Here is a 21277-nt window from a genome sequence, read left to right as displayed (position 1 = left end):
CGAGGAACGCCGCGAGGAGGAGGACCAGGGAACCGGCGCCCGCCGCGAGCCGCCGCCGTACCGCAGTGCCACGTATCCCGCACCCGGGCATGGTCGCCTCCCCCTGATGGGACCGCAGAAGCTGTCAGCACGAGGGAACCAGTCGGCCGGGACTCGCGTCCCGGGCGGTGGCGAAACCCCACCAAGGGGTGAACCGGTCCGGCCGGGGCTCCGGCGCCGGGAGCCGCCGGTGGCCCGCGCGTCAGCCGCGGGCCACCGGCGGGCCGTCAGGATGCCAGGCGGTAGGCGCGCAGCACGGTCTGGTCGACGGTGGCGCCGTCGGCGGCGCGGGCGGCGGCCTTGAGCGAGACGAAGCCGGTGGCGCCCGACGGCGGTTCGACGGTGACGCGGTAGCCGCCGTCGGCGGCGGCCACCGGGGCGTCGTGCCAGGTGGCGCCGTCGTCGAAGGAGACCTGCACGCCCAGGTGCTCGGTGGCCGAGGCCGGGGCGCCGCTCTGCCGTTCGACGGCGGCGAGCAGGGTGTGCTGCCGGTTCGCCACCCGGTTGTCCGGGTCGACGGGGGCGGTGAGGCGGACGGTGTCGAGCGGCAGCGCCGTGCTGCGGGTGCGGCCGTCGGGGCCGGGGGCGACAGCGGCCGAGCGGAAGGTCCAGGCCGCCTCGACCGTGCCGGACAGCATCGCCCAGGGTTCGGAGCGGACGGCCTTGGCGGTCAGCCGGTAGGCGGCGTCGCCGGCCGGTACGGCGAAGCGGGCCTGTTCCCGGTCGCCGGAGCCCACGCGCTGCCCGTCGCGCTCCAGTTCGAGGCGGACGGTGTCCTCCAGCCGCAGCGGCCACGGGGAGCCGTAGTGGCCGGGGGAGGCGTCGCTGAACAGCTGCGGGGCCACGGTGAGGTAGCCGTCGCTGGAACGGGCCATGGTGGCGCCGCCGCCCTTGCCCGGGCCCGGCCCCGGGCCGGTGACGGCGGCGTTCCAGCGCTCCGCGCAGGTCGCGCCGGCGGCGCAGCGCACCGTGCCGGCCTGGGTGACGGCGGTGGGGACCGTCTCGCCGCCGGGGCCGGCCGTCTGGCCGAAGCTCGTCTCGCGGTACTGGTCCTTCACGGTGAAGTACTCGGTGCGGGTGGCCGGCAGCGCGAAGGTGGGCTGGCCGATGCTGAAGAGGCCGATGCCGGCGGCGGACGCGAAGCTGCTGAAATCGCCCGCGGTGCCCGGGCCCTGGGCGAAGTAGCGGGTGTTGAGCGTGGCGAGCTCGCCGGCCTCGACGGTCAGGGCCGGGTCGGGCAGCCCGCCGGTGGTGTGCACCAGCAGGTCGTAGCGGTCGGGCAGGCGGCCGGCCCCGGCGGCCGGGCCCTCCTGGATGCTCTGGGCGGCGAACTCGACCCGGCCGGTGGTGGTCCGGGCGCCGGGGACGACGTACAGGTTGCCGGGCCGGGCCAGGGAGGCGAGGGAGTCCGTGCAGCCGGCGCCGTCGGCGCTCCCGGCGGGGCGGTAGCAGTAGCCCGCGGCGAGTGACCAGCCGGTGGTGGTGCGGCCGGGGACGGTGACGGTCAGCTGCCGGCCCTCGCGGGCGTCGACGGCGAGCCGGGTGTCGGCGCGCAGGTCCAGCTCGGGTTGCAGGAACAGGGTCGCGGTGCGGGGCGCGGTGTCCGTGCCGGGGGTGACCAGCTCTCCGCCGAGGTTGTAGCGGCCCTCGGGCACGCGGGCGGTGGCGGTGCCGCCGGTGAACTCCAGCCGGTAGGCCTCGCGGGTGTCCAGGTTGACCAGTCCGATCGTCGACCGGGTGTTCCAGCTGCCCGGGCCGAGCGGGGCCCCGTTGCGGTCGACGGCCGTCACGGTGACGTCGTGCCGGACGGCCTCGCGGGTCAGCGCGTAGGCGGTGGTGACGGCGGCCCCGTCGGGCCCGCCGGCGCGCACCCGTCCGGTCAGCGACGCCCCCGAGGGGATCCGGGCCTGGTCGACGGTCACGGTGGCCGACGCCGCGGCGCCCGGGGGCACGGTCAGGCGGGCGGGGGCGACGGTGAACGCACCGGAAGCCGCGGTGTCCTCGGCGGCCAGCTCCAGCGTGACCGGGGCCCCGCCGTCGTTGTGGTACTCGACGGTACGGGTGAGCGGCGCGCCGCCGGGCGGGCCCTCCAGGCGGATCCCGGTGCCCTCGGCGGTGGCGTACACCTGCTGGGCGGTGGCCCGGGCGAGGTCGACGCGCCCGGCGCCCTGCTCGTACGCGCCCTGGCCGGCGGCCGGCGACGCGGAGGAGGTGAGCGCGGCCTTGAGCTGGGGGCCCTTCCACTGCGGGTGCTGCTGGGCGAGCAGGGCGGCGGCCCCGGCCACGTGCGGAGCCGCCATGGAGGTGCCGGAGATGGCCGTGTACCGGTCGCCGACCGGCTCCTGACCGCTGGTTCCGGCGGCCCGGGCGGCGACGATGGCGACGCCGGGCGCGGTGAGGTCCGGCTTGACGGCCTGGTCGCCGACGCGCGGACCCCGGCTGGAGTTCTGGGCGAGCGCGCCGTCCCGGTCGACGGAGCCCACCGTCAGGGCGGCGTCGGCCGATCCGGGCGTGCCGACGGTGCCGGGGGCGCCGCTGTTGCCGGCGGCGGCGACGAACAGGGTGCCGTAGCGGGCGGAGAGCGTGTTGACGGCCTGGGCCATCGGGTCGGTGCCGTCGGTCGGGGGGCCGGTGAGGCTCATGTTGACGATCGGCGCGCGGGCCGCGGCCCACTCCATGCCCTGGAGCACCCAGGACTCCTGGCCGTTGCCCTCGTCGTCCAGCACCCTGCCGACCAGCAGCTGGGCGTCGGGGGCGACCCCCTTGAACCGGCCGTCGGAGGCGGCCCCGGTGCCGGCCACGATCGAGGCGACGTGGGTGCCGTGCCCGTCCGGGTCGGCGTTCACCGGCGCGGTGGCGGGCCCGGTGAAGTCGGAGGTCTCGCCGAGGGAGGCGGCCACGTCGGGGTGGCCCCGGTCGATGCCGCTGTCGAGCACCGCGACCTTGACGCCCTTGCCGGTCCAGCCGGAGTTCCAGGCCTGCGGGGCGCCGATCTGGGCGGTCGAGCGGTCGAGCGCCGCCGTGACCTTGCCGTCCAGCCAGACCTTGTCCACGCCGCCCGGCCCTGCGGCGAGCCCGGCGCCCGGCTGCGCGACCAGCTGCCACAGCTCGCCCGCCCGCGCCTTCGGGGCGCGCAGAGCCGCGCCGTGCACGCTCTCCAGCGCCCGTACGGAGGTGGCGCCGGCGGGTGGCGCGGCCGCGGCCAGGCCCGGGGCGCCGGCCTGCTCCGAACCCAGGATCAGCGGCAGGTCGGTGGTGTGCGCGTCGTCGTAGCCCTGGGCGATCAGCCCGGCGACGTCGAACAGCCGCGGGTCCAGCCGTCCGGAGTCCAGCGGCCCGGCCGCGTCCGAGGGGACGAGGTTCAACGAGCCGGGCGCGCCGGAGCGCCGGACGAAGGCCACGTCCTCGCGGCCCGGCCCGGGCCGCACGCCGACCAGCGCCACGGCGCCGTCGGCACCGACCCGGGCCGTGACGGTGTCGCCGGTGACCAGGGTGACCTGCACCGGGCGGCCCGTCGCCGGCCCGTCGCCCGCCGCGTCGGGAGCCGGGGCGGGAGCGGCCCAGCCGGCCGGAGCGGCCAGCGAGGCGGCCAGCGCCGCGCCCAGTACGGCGGCCGGCCACCGCCGGTCCGGCCGTGGGCCCCGCCCCCGGCCGTGGTTCCTGTGGGGTGCTCGCACGGGTGTCCTCTCGATCGGGCGGCACCTCGGTTCCGGGGGCCGCTCACCGCTTCTGTCGAGGAATCGACGGAGCGGAGGGCCATGGAGGATGTCATCCGATGATCGGAAAACCAGTGGACCTTCCTGCCCTCCGCGACCGGCGGCGCCTCCCGCCCCGGACGGCCTGCGGATTTTCTTCGCCACCCGTGACATCCCGGCACCGGGTGCGCTCCGTCGAGTGGGCAGAGACGAACGGAGGCACGCCCTGTGCGTAGCGCAGACCTGGAGGAGTTCCGCGGCTTCGCCGAGGACCGGTTGCCGCACCTGCGGCGGACCGCGTACCTGATGTGCGGCGACTGGCACCACGCCGAGGACATCGCGCAGACCGCATTGACCAAGCTGTACGCGGTGTGGGGGAGACGGCACCGGATCGTCAACCTGGAGGCCTACGCCCACCGCGTACTGACCCGCACCTGCATCGACCACACCCGGCGCCGCTGGCGGCGGGAGGACCCGACGCCCGTGCTGCCCGACCGGCCCGGCCCGGGCACCGACCCCTCGCTCGGCCTCCAGGTCCGCACCGCGCTCGCCGCCCTGCCGGCGCGTCAACGGGCCGTGGTGGTCCTGCGGTTCTGGGCCGACCTGGACATCGCGGACACCGCCAGGGCCCTCGGCTGCACCGCCGGGACCGTCAAGAGCCACACCTCCCGCGCACTCACCAGACTGCGCTCCCTGCTCGGCGACACCGACCCGTTCGACGAACTCGCCGCCGGCCCCACACCCCTGAAGGAACTGCTGTGACCCACCACGACCACCGCCTCGACCCGCAGGACGACCTGCGCACCCTCCTCGCGACCGGGCTCGGCGCCGAACCCCCGCTGCGCCCCGGCACGGTGGACGCGGCGGTCTCGGCCGGCCGTCGCCGCCGCGGCACCCGCCTGGCCGTCCGCGCCGGCGCCGCGGCGGCCGTCACCGCCGCCCTCGCCGCCGTGGTGGCCACCGGGCCCGGCACCGCCCCGCCCGCCCCGGGCACCCCGGTCGCGGCCGCCGACCCGCTGACCGGCCCGCTCTCCCTCGCCGGCGCGGCGGGCGCGAGCGCCGAACCGCTGCGCCCGGACACCTTCGGCCCCGGCACCGGCCGTGCCACCGACTGGACCAGCGAGCACCTGGCGGCGACCCTGGCCGGGCTGCTCCCGGCCGGGCCCACGACCGTGCGCGCGGGCGACATCCCGGGCCGCAGCTTCCGGGTCGCCTGGCAGTCCCCGGCCGGCCCGGTGGACTTCGTCGGCGGCGCCGACCGCACCGCCGACGCGCCGAAGGTCCCGTTCTGCGCCGCCATCGCCCTGCCCGCCGTCACCCCCCGCGCCGGGGTGCCCGGCCCGCAGGAGGCCGCCCCGCGTACCAGCTGCCACCTGGTCGACCTCCCCTCCGGCGCACACGGCGAGGCCGTCACGCTGACCCACCCGCAGAGCGGCCGCACCTCCCAGTACGTCCGCCTCCAGCGCGCCGACGGCCGTACGGTGACCCTCCAGCAGTGGAGCGAGCACCCGGACGCCGCCCTGGCCGAGGCCGCCCTCCTGGCGATCGCCGACGACCCCGCCTGGCAGTTCTGACCCGCCGCCTGCCCGACCCGACCGTGGCGCCCCGGCCGAGGAGCCGGGGCGCCGGGGTGCTGCGCAGACCGGGCCGTCGCGGCATGGGCCGGCCCCGCGCGGGCGGGGCCGGCCCGGGCCGTGGGCCGCCCTTCCGTCCCGTCGCCGCTCAGCGCTCGTGGCCCGCGCGCAGCCAGGCGAGGTAGTCGGCGGCGGCTCGTTCGGTGTCGTACTCGGGCCGGTAGCCGGTGTCCTGCCGCAGGCGGCCGATGTCGAGGACCAGCTGGGGCGCTGTTCCTCCGCTGGGCAGGTCGACCCGGGCGTCGGGGGCCGTCTTCCTGATCGCGTCGGCGATCTCGGCGTTGGTCGTCGCCCGCCCCGAACCGACGTTGTACGTACGGTGGTTGAGTCTCTCCGCGAGCTGGAGGAGAGCGAGCGCCCGGCCCGTGTCCCTGACGTAGTTGAGGTCGAGTCCGTCGTCGGCGTGAGCGGGCCCGAGCAGGTGGGAGAGGTCGGGCGCGGTGCCGCGGGCGGCGGCGTGGACGAGGGCGGGCGCGGCGAAGAACGGGTCGGGGTGGCCGAGCGGGCCCCAGGTGCCGGAGATGCGGTAGTGGACGATGTCCAGGCCCGTGGTGTCGGCGAGGAAGCCGCCCAGCAGCTCGCCGACCTTCTTGAAGGTGGGGATCGAGACGGACGCGGTCATGGACAGCGGGGCGTCCTCGCGCAGCGGCAGGTCCTGGCCGGAGCCCGGGTAGACCCCGATCGTGCTGGCGAGGCCGAGGCGCCGGACACCCCACTCCTGGGCTGCCTGCGCGATGTTCAGCAGCCCGTCGAGGGCCCGCCGGGTCGCCTCGACGGGTGCGGCGGGGACGGGCGGCCAGGGGTAGGACCCGGCCAGGTGCAGGATGCCGGTGATGCGGTGGCGGCGGCCGATCGCGAGCAGGGCGTCCCGGTTGCCGACGTCCGCCTGCTGCACCGCCACCGGAGCCCCGGCCAGGACGGCCGGTGGCGGGCGGGTGCCGCGCTGGACGACGACGCAGCCCTCGCCCAGGTCGAGTAGGGCCCGGACGGTGTGGGAGCCGATGAAGCCGAAGCCTCCGGTGACGAGGATCATGGTCGGTGTCCCCTCCTCTCTCACTTGCTCCGCAGCGTGCCGAGCGGGCTGGGGTCGTTCTCCAGCGCGGCTGCCGCGGTCTGCCAGTCGGTGTCCTGGCCGCAGAGCGCGCTGCGCAGGAAGGCCGTGGAGAGCCGCTGGACCAGGGCGACGCGGGCGGGGTTCTCGTCGGTGGTCTCGGCGACCTGGTAGCCGGAGACGCCGCCGAGCGAGTGCTCCGCGCCGGTGAGCGTGAGCAGGCTCTTACGGCCGGGGCTGTGGGTGTAGGGGTCGGTGAACCAGTCCGGCCCCCGGGTGGACAGCCGGGACTGGTCGCTCTCCCCGGCGACGACGAGGGCCGGCGGGGCCATGGTGGCGAAGGACGGCCTCATGAAGGGGAAGTTCTCGGCGGCGAAGGGGGTGAGGTCGTCGCCCAGGCCGGGCAGCGCGAGCAGCACGCCCGCCGTGACCCGGGGATCGGACAGGTCCTCGCCCGGCACGCCCTCGGCGTCGAGGACGCGCGCCCCGAGCAGGGCGCTCGCGCTCTGGGCGCCCCAGGAGTGGCCGGCCACCGCGATCCGGTCGCGGTCGATCCGGCCCGCGAGGCCCGGCACGGCGGCCTCCAGCACGTCGAGCCCGTCCAGTGCGCGGACGAGGTCCTCGATCCGGATGCGCCAGATCAGCGGCGTCCTTGGGTCCTCGTGCGGGAGGCCGAGGGTACGGGAGTCGAGATGGGTCGGCTGGAGGACCACGAAGCCCTGGGCGGCCCAGTGGTCGGCGAGCGGGGCGTAGCCGTCCATCGACCAGCCGAAGCCGTGCGAGAAGACGACGACGGGCAGGCCGCCGCCGGTCGCCGGGGCCGAGACCCGGATCCGGAGGTCCTCGCCGCGGCCCGGAGCGGGCAGCACGACCGGCCGGGCGGAGACCACCAGGGCGGACAGGGAATTCGATGCGGACATGACAGTGCCTTCCGTCGGAGCCTCGGGTACTGGTCGGAGGTCACGGGTCTGCCATCATGGGCAAAACGGAACCGTGTTCCGCAAGCGACGATACGGAACACGGTTCCGTTTCACAAGATTCCGCAGGGAAGGAATGCCGCAGTGGGCGAGGGCAACGGACAGCAGGGCGCGGCCGGCCGCAGGCGCAAGGACGTCCGGCGCAACCAGCAGACCCTGCTGGACGCGGCCGCGGCGGTCTTCGTCTCCTCGGGCGTGGACGCGCCGGTACGCGAGATCGCGGCCAGGGCCGGAGTGGGTACCGGCACGCTCTACCGCCACTTCCCCACCCGGGCGGACCTCGTCATCGCCGTCTACCGCCACCAGGTCGACGCCTGCGCCGAGGCGGGCCCGGCGCTCCTGGAGGCCGCGCCCACCGCGTACGCCGCGCTGCAGCGCTGGGTGGACCTCTTCGTCGACTTCCTGGTCACCAAGCACGGCCTGGCCGCGGCGATGCAGGGCGACAGCCCCGGCTTCGAGGCGCTGCACGCCTACTTCCTCGACCGGCTGGTGCCCGTCTGCACGCAGCTGCTCGACGCGGCCGCCGAGGCGGGCGAGATCCGCGCCGGCCTGACCGCGTACCAGCTGATGCGCGGCATCGGGAACCTCTGCGTCGGCGCCGAGAGCGACCCGCGCTACGACGCCCGCGCGCTCGTCGCGCTCCTGGTCGCCGGACTGCGCCGACCGTCCTGAGGGAGGCGGTGTGCGGCGCGCCGCGTGCGGTATGGGCGCTCCAGAGGCGGGTCAAGCCCTCGCGGTGCTCGGTGAGGGTGCGGGCGGGGTCGCGCAGCCGGGCGCTGTCCGGGGCGGAGCCGGTCGCCTCGCGGAGGTTCGCGACGGTGGCCCGTGCTGCCAGGGTCCGGTGGGGAACGGCGGGGGCGGCGGCGCGGACCCGGGGGAGGGGCGCCTGGCGGCCCGGGCGTCCAGCGGTTGGGGGCGCGTGCGGTGGGTGGTGACCGGGGGCGCCCACCGCCGCGCCGCTGCGGCGGGCGCCGGGCCTCCCGGCCGGGTGGCCCGGGCCCGGACGGTGGAGGGGGGATGTCCACCGTCCGGGCCCTGCTCTCGCCCGCCGGTCCTCTTCTGACCCCGATCCGCTTCCGCAAACCACCGGGCGCCGATCCCGTCGCGCACGCTCCCCGGTCGGCGGTGCCCGGGGCCGGTGGCGGCCCCTGGTCGAGGCGGACGCGGGGGAGGGCGTGCGGCACGGGGGAGGGGCCGGCGGTCAGGAGGGCGGTGCTGCCGCAGGAGCCGCAGAACGCGAGGCCCGGCGCGTCGCGCGCGCCGGGCCTCGCGGTGGCTCCGTGGCCGGGGCCGTCAGGTGGTCGCGGCGATGCGCGGATCCTGGGCGTAGAGGGGGTTGTCGTCCCGCTCGTACTGGGACAGTGCGAGGCCCATGCAGAAGAAGGTCGGTGCCCACTCCCCGACGAAGATGCCCCACCGGTCGGCGCGCTCCACCCCGGCCGGCTCGGCCTTCGCGGACACCATCCAGGACAGGAACGACAGCCCGATCGAGGCGGCGCCGGCCAGGTAGGCGTGCTCGGACCGCACACCGGCGTCATGCAGCTTCTTCATGATCATGATGAGTCTCCCTTCGGGAACGGGTACCGACACCCGGCGGCTGCCCACCGACACGGCCGCAAACCCACGTCCGGCCACGAATATCGGAACCACGGCGAATCGCCGGGCCCGCCGGCCACGGCCCCGCCGGGCCGTGGCCGGCCGCTGGTTCCCGCGGTGCTTCCCGCAGCGGCCGGGCGGCGCCTCGGCCGGGGGAGGAATTCCGGGCATCCGCGCCGTCGTGGGTGGGCGTGGAAGCTACTCGGACAGGCCTCCCCAGGCGACGACCACGTAGGTCTCGTCCGGCCCCGGCGGGCGGGTCCAGGAGCGCGTCGTGAAGGTGTGCAGCCGGCCCTCGGTGATCGCGAACCGGGGCAGGCTCACCCCGAACTCGGCCGCGATCGCCGCCAGCGCCCGCCGCTCGCCGGTACGGTCCGGCGCGCCCTCGCCGGGCACGGCCGGGGCGGGGGCGGCGAACAGGGTGTCCGGGTCGAGCCCGGGCGGTATCGGGCCGCCGCTGCGGCTGATCTCGGGGCCGTCGATCGTGAAGGCGTACCGCTCGATGCCCCGCTCGGCGACGGAGAGGTGGAACAGCGCACGCTCCGGTACGCACCACACCACCACGGCCCGGGCGCCGGACGGCACGGCGTCGTCCGGCAGGACCGCGGCCGGCGGTGCCAGTGAGGCGGCGACGGCGGGGGACACGAAGCGGGAGGCGACGCAGTCCGTCGCGAACGGGTCCAGGGCGAAGCTCCAGCCCGAGTCACCCGCGTGGCCGACGGTGACGACCGCGCGGTCCTCGTAGGTCGAGCTCGTCCCTCCCCGGAACCCGCGCCGGTTGAGTTCCCAGAGCGTCACCGGCGCATCGAGCACCGCGTCCGGACCGCCCAGCCGCGCCGGCAGCTCGGCCGGTGCGGCCCCCTCCACCAGGACGAAGCGGTACGGCTCGGGACGGCGGTTGCCCGGCGGCGGATCGGCCAACCACACCAGCCCGTCCGCCGGTCCGTCCACCCGGGCCCCGCCGGCCTCCCCGCCGAGCTCCGCCGCCTCCGGGCCCCGAGGGGTGGCCAGCAGCTCCCGGCCCCGGTCCGGTGTGATCAGCGGTCCGAGCAGCGGGTCGGCGAGCAGGCCGACCGGCGCGAGGTGGTCGGGCCCCAGCGGCCTCCACCCGGGGGCCGCGGCGAGCAGCGTCCGCCAGGCCGCCTCCGTCCGCCCCCAGCGGGCCTGTTCGCGGGCCCGCTCGACGGCCTCGCCGAACGGGCCCCGCGCGGTGTAGCGGAAGGTCCGCTCCGTCACCTCGCGCAGGATCTGTTCGGCCTCCTCCAGGTGCGCGTCGGGCCCGGAGCCCGCCTGACGGGTCCAGGAGGCGGCGTCCCACCTGCGGTCCACGTGCTCGGTGGCCAGGAGGGGGACGAACTCCCGGCGGTAGGCCGGGTCCTGCGCCAACCCGCCGTAGGACGCGCTGTACGCCTGCCCGTGGAAGCGGCGCAGCTGGTCGGCCATGCCCCGGGCCCGCGGCCGGCCGAATTCGGCGGCCTCGGCGAGCGCGGCGGCCGCCCGCTCGTGCTCGCCGCGCAGCGCGTCCAGGCGGGCCGTCTCCACCTGGGCGTCCAGCCGGCGGGTGGTGTCGTTGACGAACTCCGGGCCCAGGCGGTGGGCGGTGAGGCTGTGGAACTCGCGGTACATGTCGAGCATGAACTCCCGGAAGGAGCCGTACCTGGTGGGTGCGCTGTGCGCCCACGACTTGTGGCAGTAGACCGCCCACTCGCCGTCCTCGTCGACGGCGAGCGGATCCAGCAGGACGGTCGTCAGGTCCGACTCGACGTCCAGCTGGACAGCGCGCGCCCACATGCCCTCGAGCTCGCCCTCGCCGAAGTACTCGCTGAGCCCGAACGCGTCCTCGTGCCGGCGGGCCTCCTCGCTGCCGGCCAGCCGGTAGACGAAGCCGCCCGCGTGCCGCCAGCCGTCGGTGACCTCCAGGAACGCCCGGTAGGACGGCGGAAGCCGGCACCCCAACCGCTCCTCGGCCGCCGTGATCCGCTCCCCGGACGCGGGCGCGCGGCCGAGCCACCGCGCCTGCCACGCCGCCTCGTCACCGGCGGCCGGCAGGTCGTCCGGGCTCCCGTACGCCCCGGCCCACTCCTCGCTCCACCGCGTCAGGAACGAGCGCCACTCGAAGTTCTCCTCGGTCATGTCGGCGACCCTTGCACGCACCACTGACACGGATCGTGTTCACGGGTTCCCGATGGCCGCGGCTCCGCCACCGGCGACCCGGCCCGCGGCCGGGTCCGGCCCGGGCGGTGCGGCGGGCGCGCGGCGGCCCGCGAGGTCCCGGCTGGTCGGGCGGCCGCGCCGGGCAGCAGCCTTCCGGCCTCGGCGATCACCCCGGCCTGCCGCACCTGCGACCGCGGCTCCGGGCACGGCGGGTCGTCACGGACGGCGAAGGCGGGCGGCGCCGCCGGCGCTCGCGGCCGGGCCGCGCTGCGGTCGGGGGCCCGTGGGGGGCCGCTGGAGCGGCGCTGGAGCCCGGCGGGGCTTGAGCCGACGGGGCGGGGGCTCCCGGCCAAGGTGCCGGCCGCCCGTACCGGCGGCTCCCGCCCGCTGCCTAGAGTCGTCCCCGGGCGGCGCGAAGCCCGGGCCCGAACGGCCCGCGAGCGGCGCACCCACGGGGGACCCGGCACGTTCCGCAGCACCCGCTTCGCAGGCCCACCCCTCCGGCCCGACCGGAACCGCCTGCCCATCCGAGGGAGTTCGCCATGTCCGACAGCAGCATGCCCCGCACCGCGGCCACCGAGGGCCTCGACCTTCAGGACCTCGACCTCGACGAGCTGACCGTCACCTCCCTGCGCGACACCGTCGCCCTGCCGGAGAACGGCGCCTCCTGGGGCTCCTGCTCCTGCCAGGGCTCGTCCTCCTGCGCGCAGCCGCAGCTCCCGGACGTGCCGGCCGCCTGACGCCCCGTCTCCGGGGGCGGGCACCCCGCCGAGCCCCGGTCGGCTGACGCCCCGTCGACCGGCTCGGAACCCGGCGCGTCCACCCCGGACGCGCCGGGTTCCCCGCATACCGGGGGGCAGGACCACCCCCGGCCCCGCACGACCCGCCCAGGCCCCGTCGGAGGGAACCGCCATGCCCAACCGTGCCGCCCCGCCCCGGGGCGCCCTGGCGCCCGCGCCCGCCCCGGCGTCCGCCGTGCCCGTCCCGGCGTCGACCGCGCCGTACGCGCTGGTGCGCTCCACCGTGCTCGCCCGGCCCGCCCCGTCCGCCGCCTCGGCGGACGCCCGGGCGCTGCTGGGCGCCCTGCACGCCGCCGAGCGAGCGGCCGAGGCCCTGCGGACGGCCCTCTGCGACGACCTGTACGCCAGCCGGTCCGGGCACGACGGGGAGTTCCACCGCCGCGTCGTGCTGCCGCTGCGCCGCGACCTGTACAACGGGCGCCCGCCGGGGCCGGCCCTGCTCGACCGGCTCGGCGGCCTGCCCGGCCGCGTCCCCCGGCTCGCCGAGTGGCTGGAGCTGCGACGGCTGCGGGCCCGGCTGCTGGCCGCGCTCGCCGACGCCGTCCCGCCCGCGCTGGAGGCCGAACGGGCCGCTCTCGCGGCCGTCTGCCGGGAGCCGGCCTTCACCCGGGCCGTCGCGCTGACCAGCGCCGACCTGCTGCGCGCGGTGGCCAACACCGCGGCCGCGGCCGGGGAGCCGCGCGGCCGGGCCGGCAAGGAGGAGGCGGCCGTGCTGCGGCACGCGCTGCGGGCCACCGCCAAGACCAGCCCGCTGTCCTGGTACACCGCCGTCGGCTGGGCCTCCGACGGCGCCGGCGCCGTACCGGGCGAGCCGCGCGCCGTCGTCCGGGAGAACCGGGCGCTGGTCGCCGCGCTGGTCCGGGCCCTGCTCGACGACCCCCGCCGCAGCCGCAGCCTGCCGCACCGGATGACCAGCGCCGCCCTGGTCGCCGACGGACGGGCCCGCTACGCCCGCGCCGCGGTGCTGTTCGCGGGCGGGCGCTACCTGGTCACCCGGGAGGAGGAGGTCGAACTCTCCGCCCGGCCCGAACTGGCCCTGCTCGCCTCGCTCGCCGAGGCCCCGGCCCCGCCGGAGCGGCTCGCCGCCCGGCTCGCCGGAGCCCTCGGCCGCCCCGGCGACGACCCCGCCGCCCACCGCTTCGTCGACCAGCTCCTGGCCGCCGGGCTGCTGGTGCCCACCGAGCCGGTCGACCCGCAGGACACACAGCCGCTGCGGAGCCTGGCCGACTGGCTGCGCCGGTGGCCGGAGGACACCGAACTGGCCTGCCGGATCGACCGGTTGGAGCGCGGCACCGCCGAGCTGGCGACCACCCCGGGCGAGCGCCGCCCCGCCCTGCTGGCCGCCCTCGCCGAGGACTGGCGGCGGCTGCTGGCCGACGCCGGACGGCCGGTGCCGGACGGCGCCGCGCCGCTCAGCGTCCTCAGCGAGGACGTCCTCACCCCGGCGCCGCCGCGGCCCGCGACGGGCCCGGCCGACCGCGCGGCGCTCGCCGAACTCACCGCGCTCGCCGAGCTGTTCGACCACGGCCACCTGGTGCGCCGGGCGGCCCGCGACCGCTTCGTCGCCCGGTACGGCCCCGGCGAGGTGTGCGAGGCGCCCTGGGATTTCGGCGCCGACGCGGCCAAGGCCTGGGCGAGCCCGCCGGTGCCGGACGAACTGGCCGCGCTGCGGGCGGAGTTCGCCGGCCTGCCGGAGCGGGACGGAGAGGTCGTCCTGCCGGCCGAGCGGGTGCGCGCCCTGGCCGCCCGGCTGCCCGGGTGGACGGCTGCCCGGCCGCTCAGCTACTCCTGGTTCCTCCAACGGGACACCGCGGGCGGCCTGGTGTGCGTCAACCACGTCTACGGCGGCTGGGGCCGCTTCACCAGCCGCTTCCTCGACGCCCTGGACCCCCGGGCCGCCGCCGAGGTCGCCCGGCAGATCCGCACCGGGCTCGGCCCGGGCGCCCGCGCCGCCCAGATCCGCCCGGTCGGCGGCTTCAACGCCAACCTCCACCCCCGGCTGCTCCCCGACGAGATCGGCCCCGACCACCGGTGGACCGGCCTCGCGGAGAGCGACCTCGACCTCCTCCACGACCCCGCCGACGACCAGCTCCGGCTGCGGCTGCGCGCCACCGGCGACCTTCTCGACGTCCTCTACCTGGGCTTCCTCGCACCGGTCATGCTGCCCCGACGGCTCGGCCCGCTGCTCGCCGACCACCCCAACGGCGCCGTCGACTTCCGGCCGCTGCTGCCCCGCACGCCGCTGCCCGCCCCCGGCGGGAGCGTCACCCGCACCCCGCGGCTGCGCCACCGGCACCTCGTCCTCGCCCGCCGCCGCTGGCACCTCCCGGCCGGGGTGGTGGACGCCCTGCGCACCGACCTCGCCGCCGACCAGGGCCCGGACGGCGTCCCCGCCGCCGCCGTCGCCCGCTGGCGCGCCCGCCTCGGCCTGGCCGAACAGCTCTTCCTCCACCCCGCCCGGCCCGCCCCCGGCCCCGGCGGCACCCCCGCGGACGCCTTCGTGGCCCACCTGCGGGCGCCCAAGCCGCAGCCCGTCGACCTCGGCAACCCGCTCCACCTGCGCCACCTCGCCCGGTGGCTCGCCCGGCACCCGCGCGGCGCGGTGCTGGAGGAGGCCCTGCCGCTCGTCGCCGGGCAGCCGGAGCCGACCCGGGCCGTGGAGGTCGTGCTGGAGACCTACCGGCCGGGCCGGAGCCGCGCCCGTACCGTCAGCGCCGCCGCTACCGCCGAGGGGGCGTCCGATGCGTGATCGGGCCGAGAGCCAGGAGGCCGTGACCGCCTGGGACGTGGTCCTGTACCGGTACCAGCCCGACAAGGCCCACGCGCTGCGCGAGGCCGTGCTGCCGCTGGCGCGGCGGGCGGGCGCCGGGGGCCTGGCCGCCCACGTGGAGCGGCACTGGCGGTTCGGGCCGCACCTGCGGTTGCGGCTGGCGGGGCCGGCCGGGCGGGTGGCCGTCGTGGCGCGGGAGTCCGCCGAGGAGCTGCGGGCGTGGGCGGCCGCGCACCCGTCCGTCGCCGACCGCACCGAGGAGCAGCTGCTCGCCGAGGCCGCCGCGGCCGGACGGGCCGAGCTGGTCGCCCCGCCGTACGGCCCGCTGGTCCCGGACGACACCGTCGTCGCGGCGCCCGCCGACCGTACCGCCGACCACTGCCTGCGGGCGCTGATCGGCGCCGAATCCGCCGAGCTGCGCGAGGAGTTGCTGCGGGCCGGCCTGCCCGCCCTCGACGCGGGCTGCCGCTTCCTCGGCGCCCACGGCGACACCCCGCAGGCGCGGGTGCAGCTGGTGGTGACGGCGCTGGCGGCGCACGCCACCGCCCACCCGGACGGGCTGGTCGGCGCGCACTACTCGGTGCTCTCGCACCTGGAGGACTTCCTCGTCCACGAGGACCCGGACGGCAGCCTGCGCGCGGCCTTCGACCGGCGCTGGGAACGCACCGGCCGGGCGGTGACCGCGCTGGTGGGCCGGATCGCCGAGGGCGGCGCGCGCGGCTGGGAGCGGGACTGGGCGCACTGGTCGGCCACGGCCTGGAGCCTCGCCGAGCGGCGCCTGGCGGCCGGGGCCGACCTCGGCGGCCGCCACGCCGCGTACCGCGAGCGCGCCGAGGCCCTCGGCGACCGGGCCGCCGCGGAACGCTGGAACGCCGAACTACGCACCCGCTACAGTGAGTTCCACCGGCTGCTGCACCGCTTCGACCCGGACGGCACGATGTGGCTCCGCCCGGACTACCTGGTCAACCGGGCCGGCACCAACGGCCTGTACCGGCTGCTCGCGATCTGCGACGTCCGCCCGGTGGAGCGCTACCTCGCGGCCCACCTGCTGGTGCGCAGCGTCCCCGAGCTGACCGGGCACCGCTGGCAGGCGCTGCTCGGTGCCGCCGGGACGGCGAGCGCGAAGGAGACCGCCGTGGGCGGGACGCGCCGGGAGGCAGCGGCATGACGGCCGAACCGGACGCCGCCCGGCCCCGGCTGCGCCCCGGGGTGGCGGTCACCCCGCTGCGCGAGGGGCTGCACCTGCGCGGCCGCGCCACCAGCCTCACCCTGGAGGGCAGCCGGGCGCTCCCGGCGCTGTGGCGGGTGCTCGCCCTCAGGCTCGGGCCGGACGCGGCGGCCGCCGCCACCACCGCCGGTCCGGAGCTCGGGCCCGAGGCGGCCGCCGCGCTGGCCGCCGTCACCGCCCGGTTGCGCGAGCACGGACTGCTGGTGGACCACCCGGACGGGCAGCGGCTGCCGCCCTGGCCCGGCGCGGTGGCGGAGGACCCCGGCGGCGCGGCGGCGGCCCTGGCGGCCGCCCGCCCGGTGGTGGCGGCCGCGGACCCGGACGGCCCGGCGGCCCGCGCGGTGGCACGCGCCCTCGCCCGGGGCGGGACGGCGGCCCCGGCGGTGCGGGCCGAGCCCGGGCTGCCCGCCGAGCGGGTGGTGCTCGCGGCGGAGGGCCCGACGGGCCGCCCGGTCGCGGTCGCGGTGCAGACCGGCCCGGACGCCGGCTTCGTCACCGCGCCCGCCGACCCGGCCCGCGCCCGGGCGGACGCCGCCGCGCTCGCCGCCCGGCTGGGCCTGGACGAGGACGCCGCCGCAGGCGGCAGCGCGGCCCCGCCGACCTCTCCGGCGCCGCCGGCGCCGCCCACCCTGCGCGCGCTGCTCGCCGCCGCGGCGGCCCAGCGCCTGCTGTGCGCCGTCGCCGGCCTGCCGGACCCGGGCGACCCGGCGCAGGACCCGCGGCTGCTCGCCGGTCGCCCCTCCGTGCTGGTCGCCGAGGCCCGCCCGCCGCACGCCGAGCACCGCCCGTGGGCGGCCGGTCCCGGAGGCGTCGCGGCGCCGCCCCGGGACCTCGCCGAGGCGCTGCGCCGGGTGGACGCCCTCGGCGACGCCCGGCTGGGCGTCGTGGACGCACCCGCCCCGGGCGGGCTCCCGCAGCTGCCCGTACCGCTGGTCTCCTGCGACACCCCGTCCGGCCCGCTGGTGGCCGGGGCGGTGCGCACCGACCTCGCCCGGCTGGCCGCCGCCTGCCGCTGCGTCGAACTGCACCTGGCGGCGGCGGGCGGGGGAGCCGCACCCGTGGTCGGCGTCGACCCGGACCACGCGCTCGGCCGGGCCCTGCGCCGGGCCGTCCCCGGCCGGCCGGGCCGGGGCGCCCGCGCCGTGCCGGAGGCCGCCTGGCGGGAGCACCCGCAGGCCGGGCACTGGTACGGCGTCCTGGCCCGCCGGCTCGGCCGCGCACCGGACCTGGCGGTCCGTCGACTCGGCGGCGAAGAGGTGTACCTGGCGCAGGTCCAGGGCGCCCGGGCGGTCGAGGCCACCGCCGCCGACGCGGTCGCCCACGCCGCGCTGGCCGCGCTCACCCGGCTGCTCGCCCGTGGTGCCGGCCTCGTCGCCGTCCACCACGCCACGCCCTGCGGAGCCGCCGCTCCGCTCGCCGCCGCCGGGCGCACCCCGGCGGCCTGGGCGGACCCGGGCTGGGCCGACCGCTGGCTCGCCGACGCCGCCGCCCGGGAGCCGGACCTGCACGCCGCCCTGGTCAGGCTCACCGGCCTGCGCACCGTCCGCTGGCGGCCCGTCACCGCCGAGGCCCGCCGCTACGCCGACGCCCTGGACGGCTGTGGCTTCACCGCGCTGCTCCCGGTGGAGCACCGGCCGTGAGCGCGCTGCCGGTCCTCACCCCGGCCGAGGCGCTGGCCGTCACCGGCGGCGCCGCCGTCGTGCACCTCGCCGACTGGACGCTCGGGCTGGCCGAACGGCTCAGCCGGCACGCCCTGGCCCACCCGGTGCGGCTGGTGCCGGTGCGCGAGGACGGCGCGCTGACCGTGGTCGGCCCCGTCCTCCACCCCGGGGCGCCCGCCTGCCTGAGCTGCGCCGAGGTCCAGCGGCTCGCCAGCGCCGGCGGCCGGGTGCCGTGGCAGAGCCCGTCACTGGCGCTCGGGGGCACCGGCACCCCGGCCTTCGCCGAGGCGGTGGCCGCGCTCGCCGAGGAGCTGGCCGCCGAGGCCGACGACGCCGCCGGGGCCGACGACGCCGCCGGGGCCGACGACGCAGGCACCCGAGCGGCGGCCGCCACCGTCCACGTGGTGCACGGCGGCCGGGCCACCTGGTCCACCCACCGGGTCCGCCCGGTCGGCGGCTGCGAGGTCTGCGCCCCCCTGCCCCCCGACACGCCCGAAGCCGCCCGGCTGCCCGCCACCCCGCGCCCGCTGCCCGACCCGGGCGTCCTGCGCGGCGCCAACGGCCGGACCACCCCCGAGCGGCTGCGCGCCGAGCTGTACGACGAGCGCTTCGGCCCGGTCCGTCGGCTGTTCCGCGCCGAGGACTCGGCCTTCGCCCTCACCAGCGCCTGGGTCACCGACGGCCGGGCGCTGGACGACGGCGGCTACGGGCGCTCGGTGGACTTCCGCTCCAGCGAGCGGGTCGCCCTGTTCGAGGCGGTGGAACGGTACGCGGGGATGCGGCCGCTCGGCCGCCGGACCGTCCTGCGGGCCTCCTACGCCGAACTGGCCGCCGAGCTCGGGCCCGGGGCCGTCCTCGACCCCGTCCGGCTCGGCCTGCCGGACGACGCCCACCCGGGGAACCCCGCCGTGGCCACCGTCCCGTACACCCCCGGGCTGGTGCTGGACTGGGTGCACGGCTGGTCGCTCACCCACCGCCGCCCCGTCGCCGTCCCCGAGCACGTCGCCTACTGGGACGTGCCCGGGCGCGACCGCCCCCGGGTGGTCTACGAGTCCTCCAACGGCTGCGGCCTGGGCAACAGCCCCCAGGAGGCCGCGCTGTACGGCCTGTTCGAGGTCGCCGAGCGCGACGCCTTCCTGATGGCCTGGTACGCCCGCACCCCGCTGCCCGGCCTGGCCGTCCCCACCGAGGACCCGGAGGTCGCCGAACTCGCCGACCGCGCCCGGCTGTTCGGCTACCGCCTGACCCTGCTCGACGCCACCAACGACCTCGGCATCCCCGCCGTGCTCGCGCTCTGCCGCCGCCGGAACGCGCACCCCGACGCCCCGCGCACCCTCCTGGCCGCCGGAGCCCACCACGACCCCCGGGCGGCGATCCGCTCCGCCGTCGCCGAGGTCGTCACCAACGTCCAGGACGCGCCCCACCGCGCCACCGCCCCCGGCGGCGCCCGCGACCCGCACCGGCTGCGGCCGATGCTGGCCGACCCCGACCTGGTCCTCACCCTGGACGACCACGTCGGCCTCAACGCCCTGCCCGAGGCCCAGCCCCGCCTCGACTTCCTCTTCGCCGGGCCGCCCCCGGTGCCCTGGCAGCAGCGCTGGCCGGGCGCCCCAGCACCGGTCACCGACCTCACCGCGCTCCTGGAGCGGACCGTCCGGCGCCTCGCCGCCGAGGGCCTGGAGGTGCTGGCCGTCACCCAGGACGAGCCGGGTGCCCGCGACCGGCTCGGCCTGCACAGCGCCAAGGTGATCGTCCCCGGCACCCTCCCGATGACCTTCGGCCACGCCAACCGCCGCACCCGGGGCCTGCCCCGCCTGCTGGACGTCCCGCACCGCCTCGGCCGCACCCCGCACCCGCTGCGCCACGCCGACCTCACCCTCCACCCGCACCCGTTCCCGTAACCGCCCGGAAGGAACGCGATGACCACCCACGCACGGCCGGTCACCGGCTGGCACAGCCTGCACCTCGCGCTGCCGCTGCCCGCCCAGGAGACCGACGCCTTCCTCACCGGGGACCTCGCCCCGCTCATGGACGGGCTCGCGGGCGCCGACTGGTTCTTCATCCGCTACGGCGAAGGCGGCCCCCACCTGCGCATCCGCTTCCGCGACACGGGCGGCGCCACCGGCGCCCTCAGCGAGGAGCTCACCCGGCGCGCCGCCCGGTACACCCCGCCCGCCACGCCCTGGACGGCCCGGCACGGCGAGGTCACCGGCGTCCCGTACGCGCCGGAGACCGAACGCTACGGCGGTGCGGCCCTGCTGCCGATCGCCGAGGAGCTCTTCACCCACTCCACCCGCGCGGCCCTGCACGCCCTGCGCACCCCGGGGGACCGGCTGCCGCTCGCCCTCGACCTCGCCCACACCACCGCCCACGCCCTCGGCCTCGACCCGCTCGCCGCCTCCGGCTGGCTGCGCCGCCACGCCGCCTCCTGGCGCTGGGTCACCGAGTTCCCGGCCCTGCCCGGGGCCGCCGTCCACAGCAGGGTGAACGCGGTGTTCGCCCGGCAGCGCCGGACCCTGGCCCGCCGGGCCGCGGCGCTGCGCGAGGCCCTCGACGCCGGCACGGCCGCGCCCTGGCTCGCCGACTGGTCGGCCCGCGTCACGGACGCCGCCGCCCGGATGCGGGCCGCGGCACCGGGGGACTCCGGGGAGCGCCTCGCCTGGGTGTGGGCCTCCCAGCTGCACATGCTGTTCAACCGGCTCGGCGTCGGCCCCGACGAGGAGCGGGCCGTGTGCCGCCTCGCCGCCCGCACGCTGCTGGAGACCGAACAGCCCTTCACGTTCTTCCCCGAGGGCCACCACGCCGCCGACCACCAGTACCTGGAGCGCAGCAAGTTCCAGATCGGCCGCGGCGAGGACACCGCCCTGCGCGACCTGCCCCACCACCCGGCCCCGCGCCCCCGCCCCGGCGACCTGCCGCTGCCCGCCGACCCGCTGCCGCCCGTCACCCTCACCGACGCCCTGCGCACCCGCCGCTCCACCCGGGGCCGGCTGACCGGCCCGCTCACGGCCGGCGCCCTCGGCGGGCTGCTCTGGTCCGCGTACGCCCCCGACCCGGACAGCGGCCACCGCCCGTACCCCAGCGCGGGCGCCCTGCACACCGTGGGGCTGCGCCTGGTCGCCCTCGCCGTCGACGGCCTGCCCGCCGGCACCTACGAGTGCCTCCCGGGGCACCGCGGCCTGCGCCCGGTCGGCCCGGCCCCCGCCCTCGACGACCTCAGGGCCCTCTCCTCCTACCTCTCCCGCCCGGCCGGCGCCCCGGACGCCATCGGCATCGACCGGGCCCCCGCCGTCCTCGCCGTCTACCTCGACCTGGCCCACCTGCGCCGCCGCTACGGCCTGCGCGCCCTGCGCCTCGGCCTCCTCGAAGCCGGCCACCTGACCCAGAACCTGCTGCTCACCTCCGCCGCCCTCGGCCTCGGCACCACCCCCCTCGGCGGCGTCCAGGACGACCTCGCCCACGAACTCCTCGGCCTGGACGACCTCGGCGAGCCGATCCAGTACCTCCTCCCGCTCGGCCGCCCGGCGGCGGCCGGGTGATCCCGGGGCGAGCGGCGCGCCCGGGCCCCGGCCCCCTCAGAAAGTGTTGGGTTAACAGATGACTACTGGTTGTTGAGGTCGTCGGCGAGGCGGCGGGCTGCTTCGGTCTCGATGGGGCCGTGCGGTTCGATCT

At 78.2% G+C, this 21277-nt stretch carries 14 protein-coding genes; 9 read left to right on the top strand and 5 right to left on the bottom strand.

The window, feature by feature from the left end:
* Positions 1-266: 266 nt before the first annotated feature.
* Positions 267-3716: a S8 family serine peptidase gene (locus tag ACH5AR_RS09330; RefSeq protein ID WP_396300753.1), complete on the bottom strand. Its 3450-nt coding sequence runs from the start codon at positions 3714-3716 to the stop codon at positions 267-269.
* A 246-nt stretch (positions 3717-3962) separates the two neighbouring features.
* On the opposite strand from ACH5AR_RS09330, the gene ACH5AR_RS09325 reads away from it, so the two are divergent.
* Together ACH5AR_RS09325 and ACH5AR_RS09320 are read left to right on the top strand one after the other, a co-directional pair.
* Positions 3963-4496, top strand: a complete 534-nt coding sequence (locus ACH5AR_RS09325) for a SigE family RNA polymerase sigma factor (protein ID WP_396300752.1) — start codon at positions 3963-3965, stop codon at positions 4494-4496.
* Positions 4493-5308, top strand: a complete 816-nt coding sequence (locus tag ACH5AR_RS09320; protein ID WP_396300751.1) for a hypothetical protein — start codon at positions 4493-4495, stop codon at positions 5306-5308. The genes ACH5AR_RS09325 and ACH5AR_RS09320 overlap by 4 nt, the downstream gene beginning before the upstream one ends.
* A gap of 148 nt (positions 5309-5456) precedes the next feature.
* Here the strand turns inward: ACH5AR_RS09320 and ACH5AR_RS09315 are convergent, their stop codons facing one another.
* Together ACH5AR_RS09315 and ACH5AR_RS09310 are read right to left on the bottom strand one after the other, a co-directional pair.
* Positions 5457-6401, bottom strand: coding sequence for an NAD-dependent epimerase/dehydratase family protein (locus ACH5AR_RS09315; protein WP_396300750.1), 945 nt, complete (start codon positions 6399-6401; stop codon positions 5457-5459).
* A 20-nt stretch (positions 6402-6421) separates the two neighbouring features.
* The gene (locus ACH5AR_RS09310) at positions 6422-7339 is read right to left on the bottom strand and encodes an alpha/beta hydrolase family protein (protein WP_396300749.1); all 918 of its coding nucleotides are present in this window, start codon (positions 7337-7339) and stop codon (positions 6422-6424) included.
* Between the two features lie 141 nt (positions 7340-7480).
* Here ACH5AR_RS09310 and ACH5AR_RS09305 point away from each other — a divergent pair, with 141 nt between their 5' ends.
* Entirely contained in the window at positions 7481-8068 is a 588-nt protein-coding gene (locus ACH5AR_RS09305; protein WP_396300748.1) for a TetR/AcrR family transcriptional regulator, read from the top strand.
* 621 nt (positions 8069-8689) lie between these two features.
* Here the strand turns inward: ACH5AR_RS09305 and ACH5AR_RS09300 are convergent.
* Positions 8690-8947 carry a hypothetical protein gene (locus ACH5AR_RS09300; protein WP_396300747.1) on the bottom strand — a complete coding sequence of 86 codons (258 nt, stop codon included), beginning with the start codon at positions 8945-8947 and terminating at the stop codon, positions 8690-8692.
* A gap of 243 nt (positions 8948-9190) precedes the next feature.
* A complete protein-coding gene (locus ACH5AR_RS09295) occupies positions 9191-11125 on the bottom strand; it encodes an SMI1/KNR4 family protein (RefSeq protein WP_396300746.1) in 1935 nt (644 codons plus the stop codon).
* 563 nt (positions 11126-11688) lie between these two features.
* Between ACH5AR_RS09295 and ACH5AR_RS09290 the strand changes: the two genes are divergently transcribed.
* The 6 genes from ACH5AR_RS09290 to ACH5AR_RS09265 all read left to right on the top strand — a co-directional run bounded on the left by ACH5AR_RS09290 (position 11689) and on the right by ACH5AR_RS09265 (position 21144).
* Entirely contained in the window at positions 11689-11886 is a 198-nt protein-coding gene (locus ACH5AR_RS09290; RefSeq protein WP_396300745.1) for a thiazolylpeptide-type bacteriocin, read from the top strand.
* A 172-nt stretch (positions 11887-12058) separates the two neighbouring features.
* Positions 12059-14695 carry a lantibiotic dehydratase gene (locus ACH5AR_RS09285; RefSeq protein WP_396300744.1) on the top strand — a complete coding sequence of 879 codons (2637 nt, stop codon included), beginning with the start codon at positions 12059-12061 and terminating at the stop codon, positions 14693-14695.
* Positions 14688-15884, top strand: coding sequence for a hypothetical protein (locus ACH5AR_RS09280; protein WP_396300743.1), 1197 nt, complete (start codon positions 14688-14690; stop codon positions 15882-15884). The genes ACH5AR_RS09285 and ACH5AR_RS09280 overlap by 8 nt, the downstream gene beginning before the upstream one ends.
* Positions 15881-17584, top strand: coding sequence for a hypothetical protein (locus ACH5AR_RS09275; RefSeq protein ID WP_396300742.1), 1704 nt, complete (start codon positions 15881-15883; stop codon positions 17582-17584). The genes ACH5AR_RS09280 and ACH5AR_RS09275 overlap by 4 nt, the downstream gene beginning before the upstream one ends.
* A complete protein-coding gene (locus ACH5AR_RS09270; RefSeq protein ID WP_396300741.1) occupies positions 17581-19506 on the top strand; it encodes a TOMM precursor leader peptide-binding protein in 1926 nt (641 codons plus the stop codon). The genes ACH5AR_RS09275 and ACH5AR_RS09270 overlap by 4 nt, the downstream gene beginning before the upstream one ends.
* Positions 19507-19524: 18 nt before the next feature.
* A complete protein-coding gene (locus tag ACH5AR_RS09265; protein ID WP_396300740.1) occupies positions 19525-21144 on the top strand; it encodes a thiopeptide-type bacteriocin biosynthesis protein in 1620 nt (539 codons plus the stop codon).
* Positions 21145-21277: the final 133 nt, after the last annotated feature.

This window comes from Kitasatospora sp. NPDC018619 (genome assembly GCF_044391605.1).
Lineage (GTDB): Bacteria > Actinomycetota > Actinomycetes > Streptomycetales > Streptomycetaceae > Kitasatospora.
Note: the sequence above shows the minus strand (reverse complement) of the source record. Positions and strands in the feature narration are given on the sequence as shown.

Coding starts and splice junctions, on each gene's coding strand:
- ACH5AR_RS09315 (WP_396300750.1), bottom strand. CDS start 6,401: ATGATCCTCGTCACCGGAGGCTTCGGCTTCATCGGCTCCCACACCGTC.
- ACH5AR_RS09310 (WP_396300749.1), bottom strand. CDS start 7,339: ATGTCCGCATCGAATTCCCTGTCCGCCCTGGTGGTCTCCGCCCGGCCG.
- ACH5AR_RS09300 (WP_396300747.1), bottom strand. CDS start 8,947: ATGAAGAAGCTGCATGACGCCGGTGTGCGGTCCGAGCACGCCTACCTG.
- ACH5AR_RS09295 (WP_396300746.1), bottom strand. CDS start 11,125: ATGACCGAGGAGAACTTCGAGTGGCGCTCGTTCCTGACGCGGTGGAGC.
- ACH5AR_RS09290 (WP_396300745.1), top strand. CDS start 11,689: ATGTCCGACAGCAGCATGCCCCGCACCGCGGCCACCGAGGGCCTCGAC.
- ACH5AR_RS09285 (WP_396300744.1), top strand. CDS start 12,059: ATGCCCAACCGTGCCGCCCCGCCCCGGGGCGCCCTGGCGCCCGCGCCC.
- ACH5AR_RS09280 (WP_396300743.1), top strand. CDS start 14,688: ATGCGTGATCGGGCCGAGAGCCAGGAGGCCGTGACCGCCTGGGACGTG.
- ACH5AR_RS09275 (WP_396300742.1), top strand. CDS start 15,881: ATGACGGCCGAACCGGACGCCGCCCGGCCCCGGCTGCGCCCCGGGGTG.
- ACH5AR_RS09265 (WP_396300740.1), top strand. CDS start 19,525: ATGACCACCCACGCACGGCCGGTCACCGGCTGGCACAGCCTGCACCTC.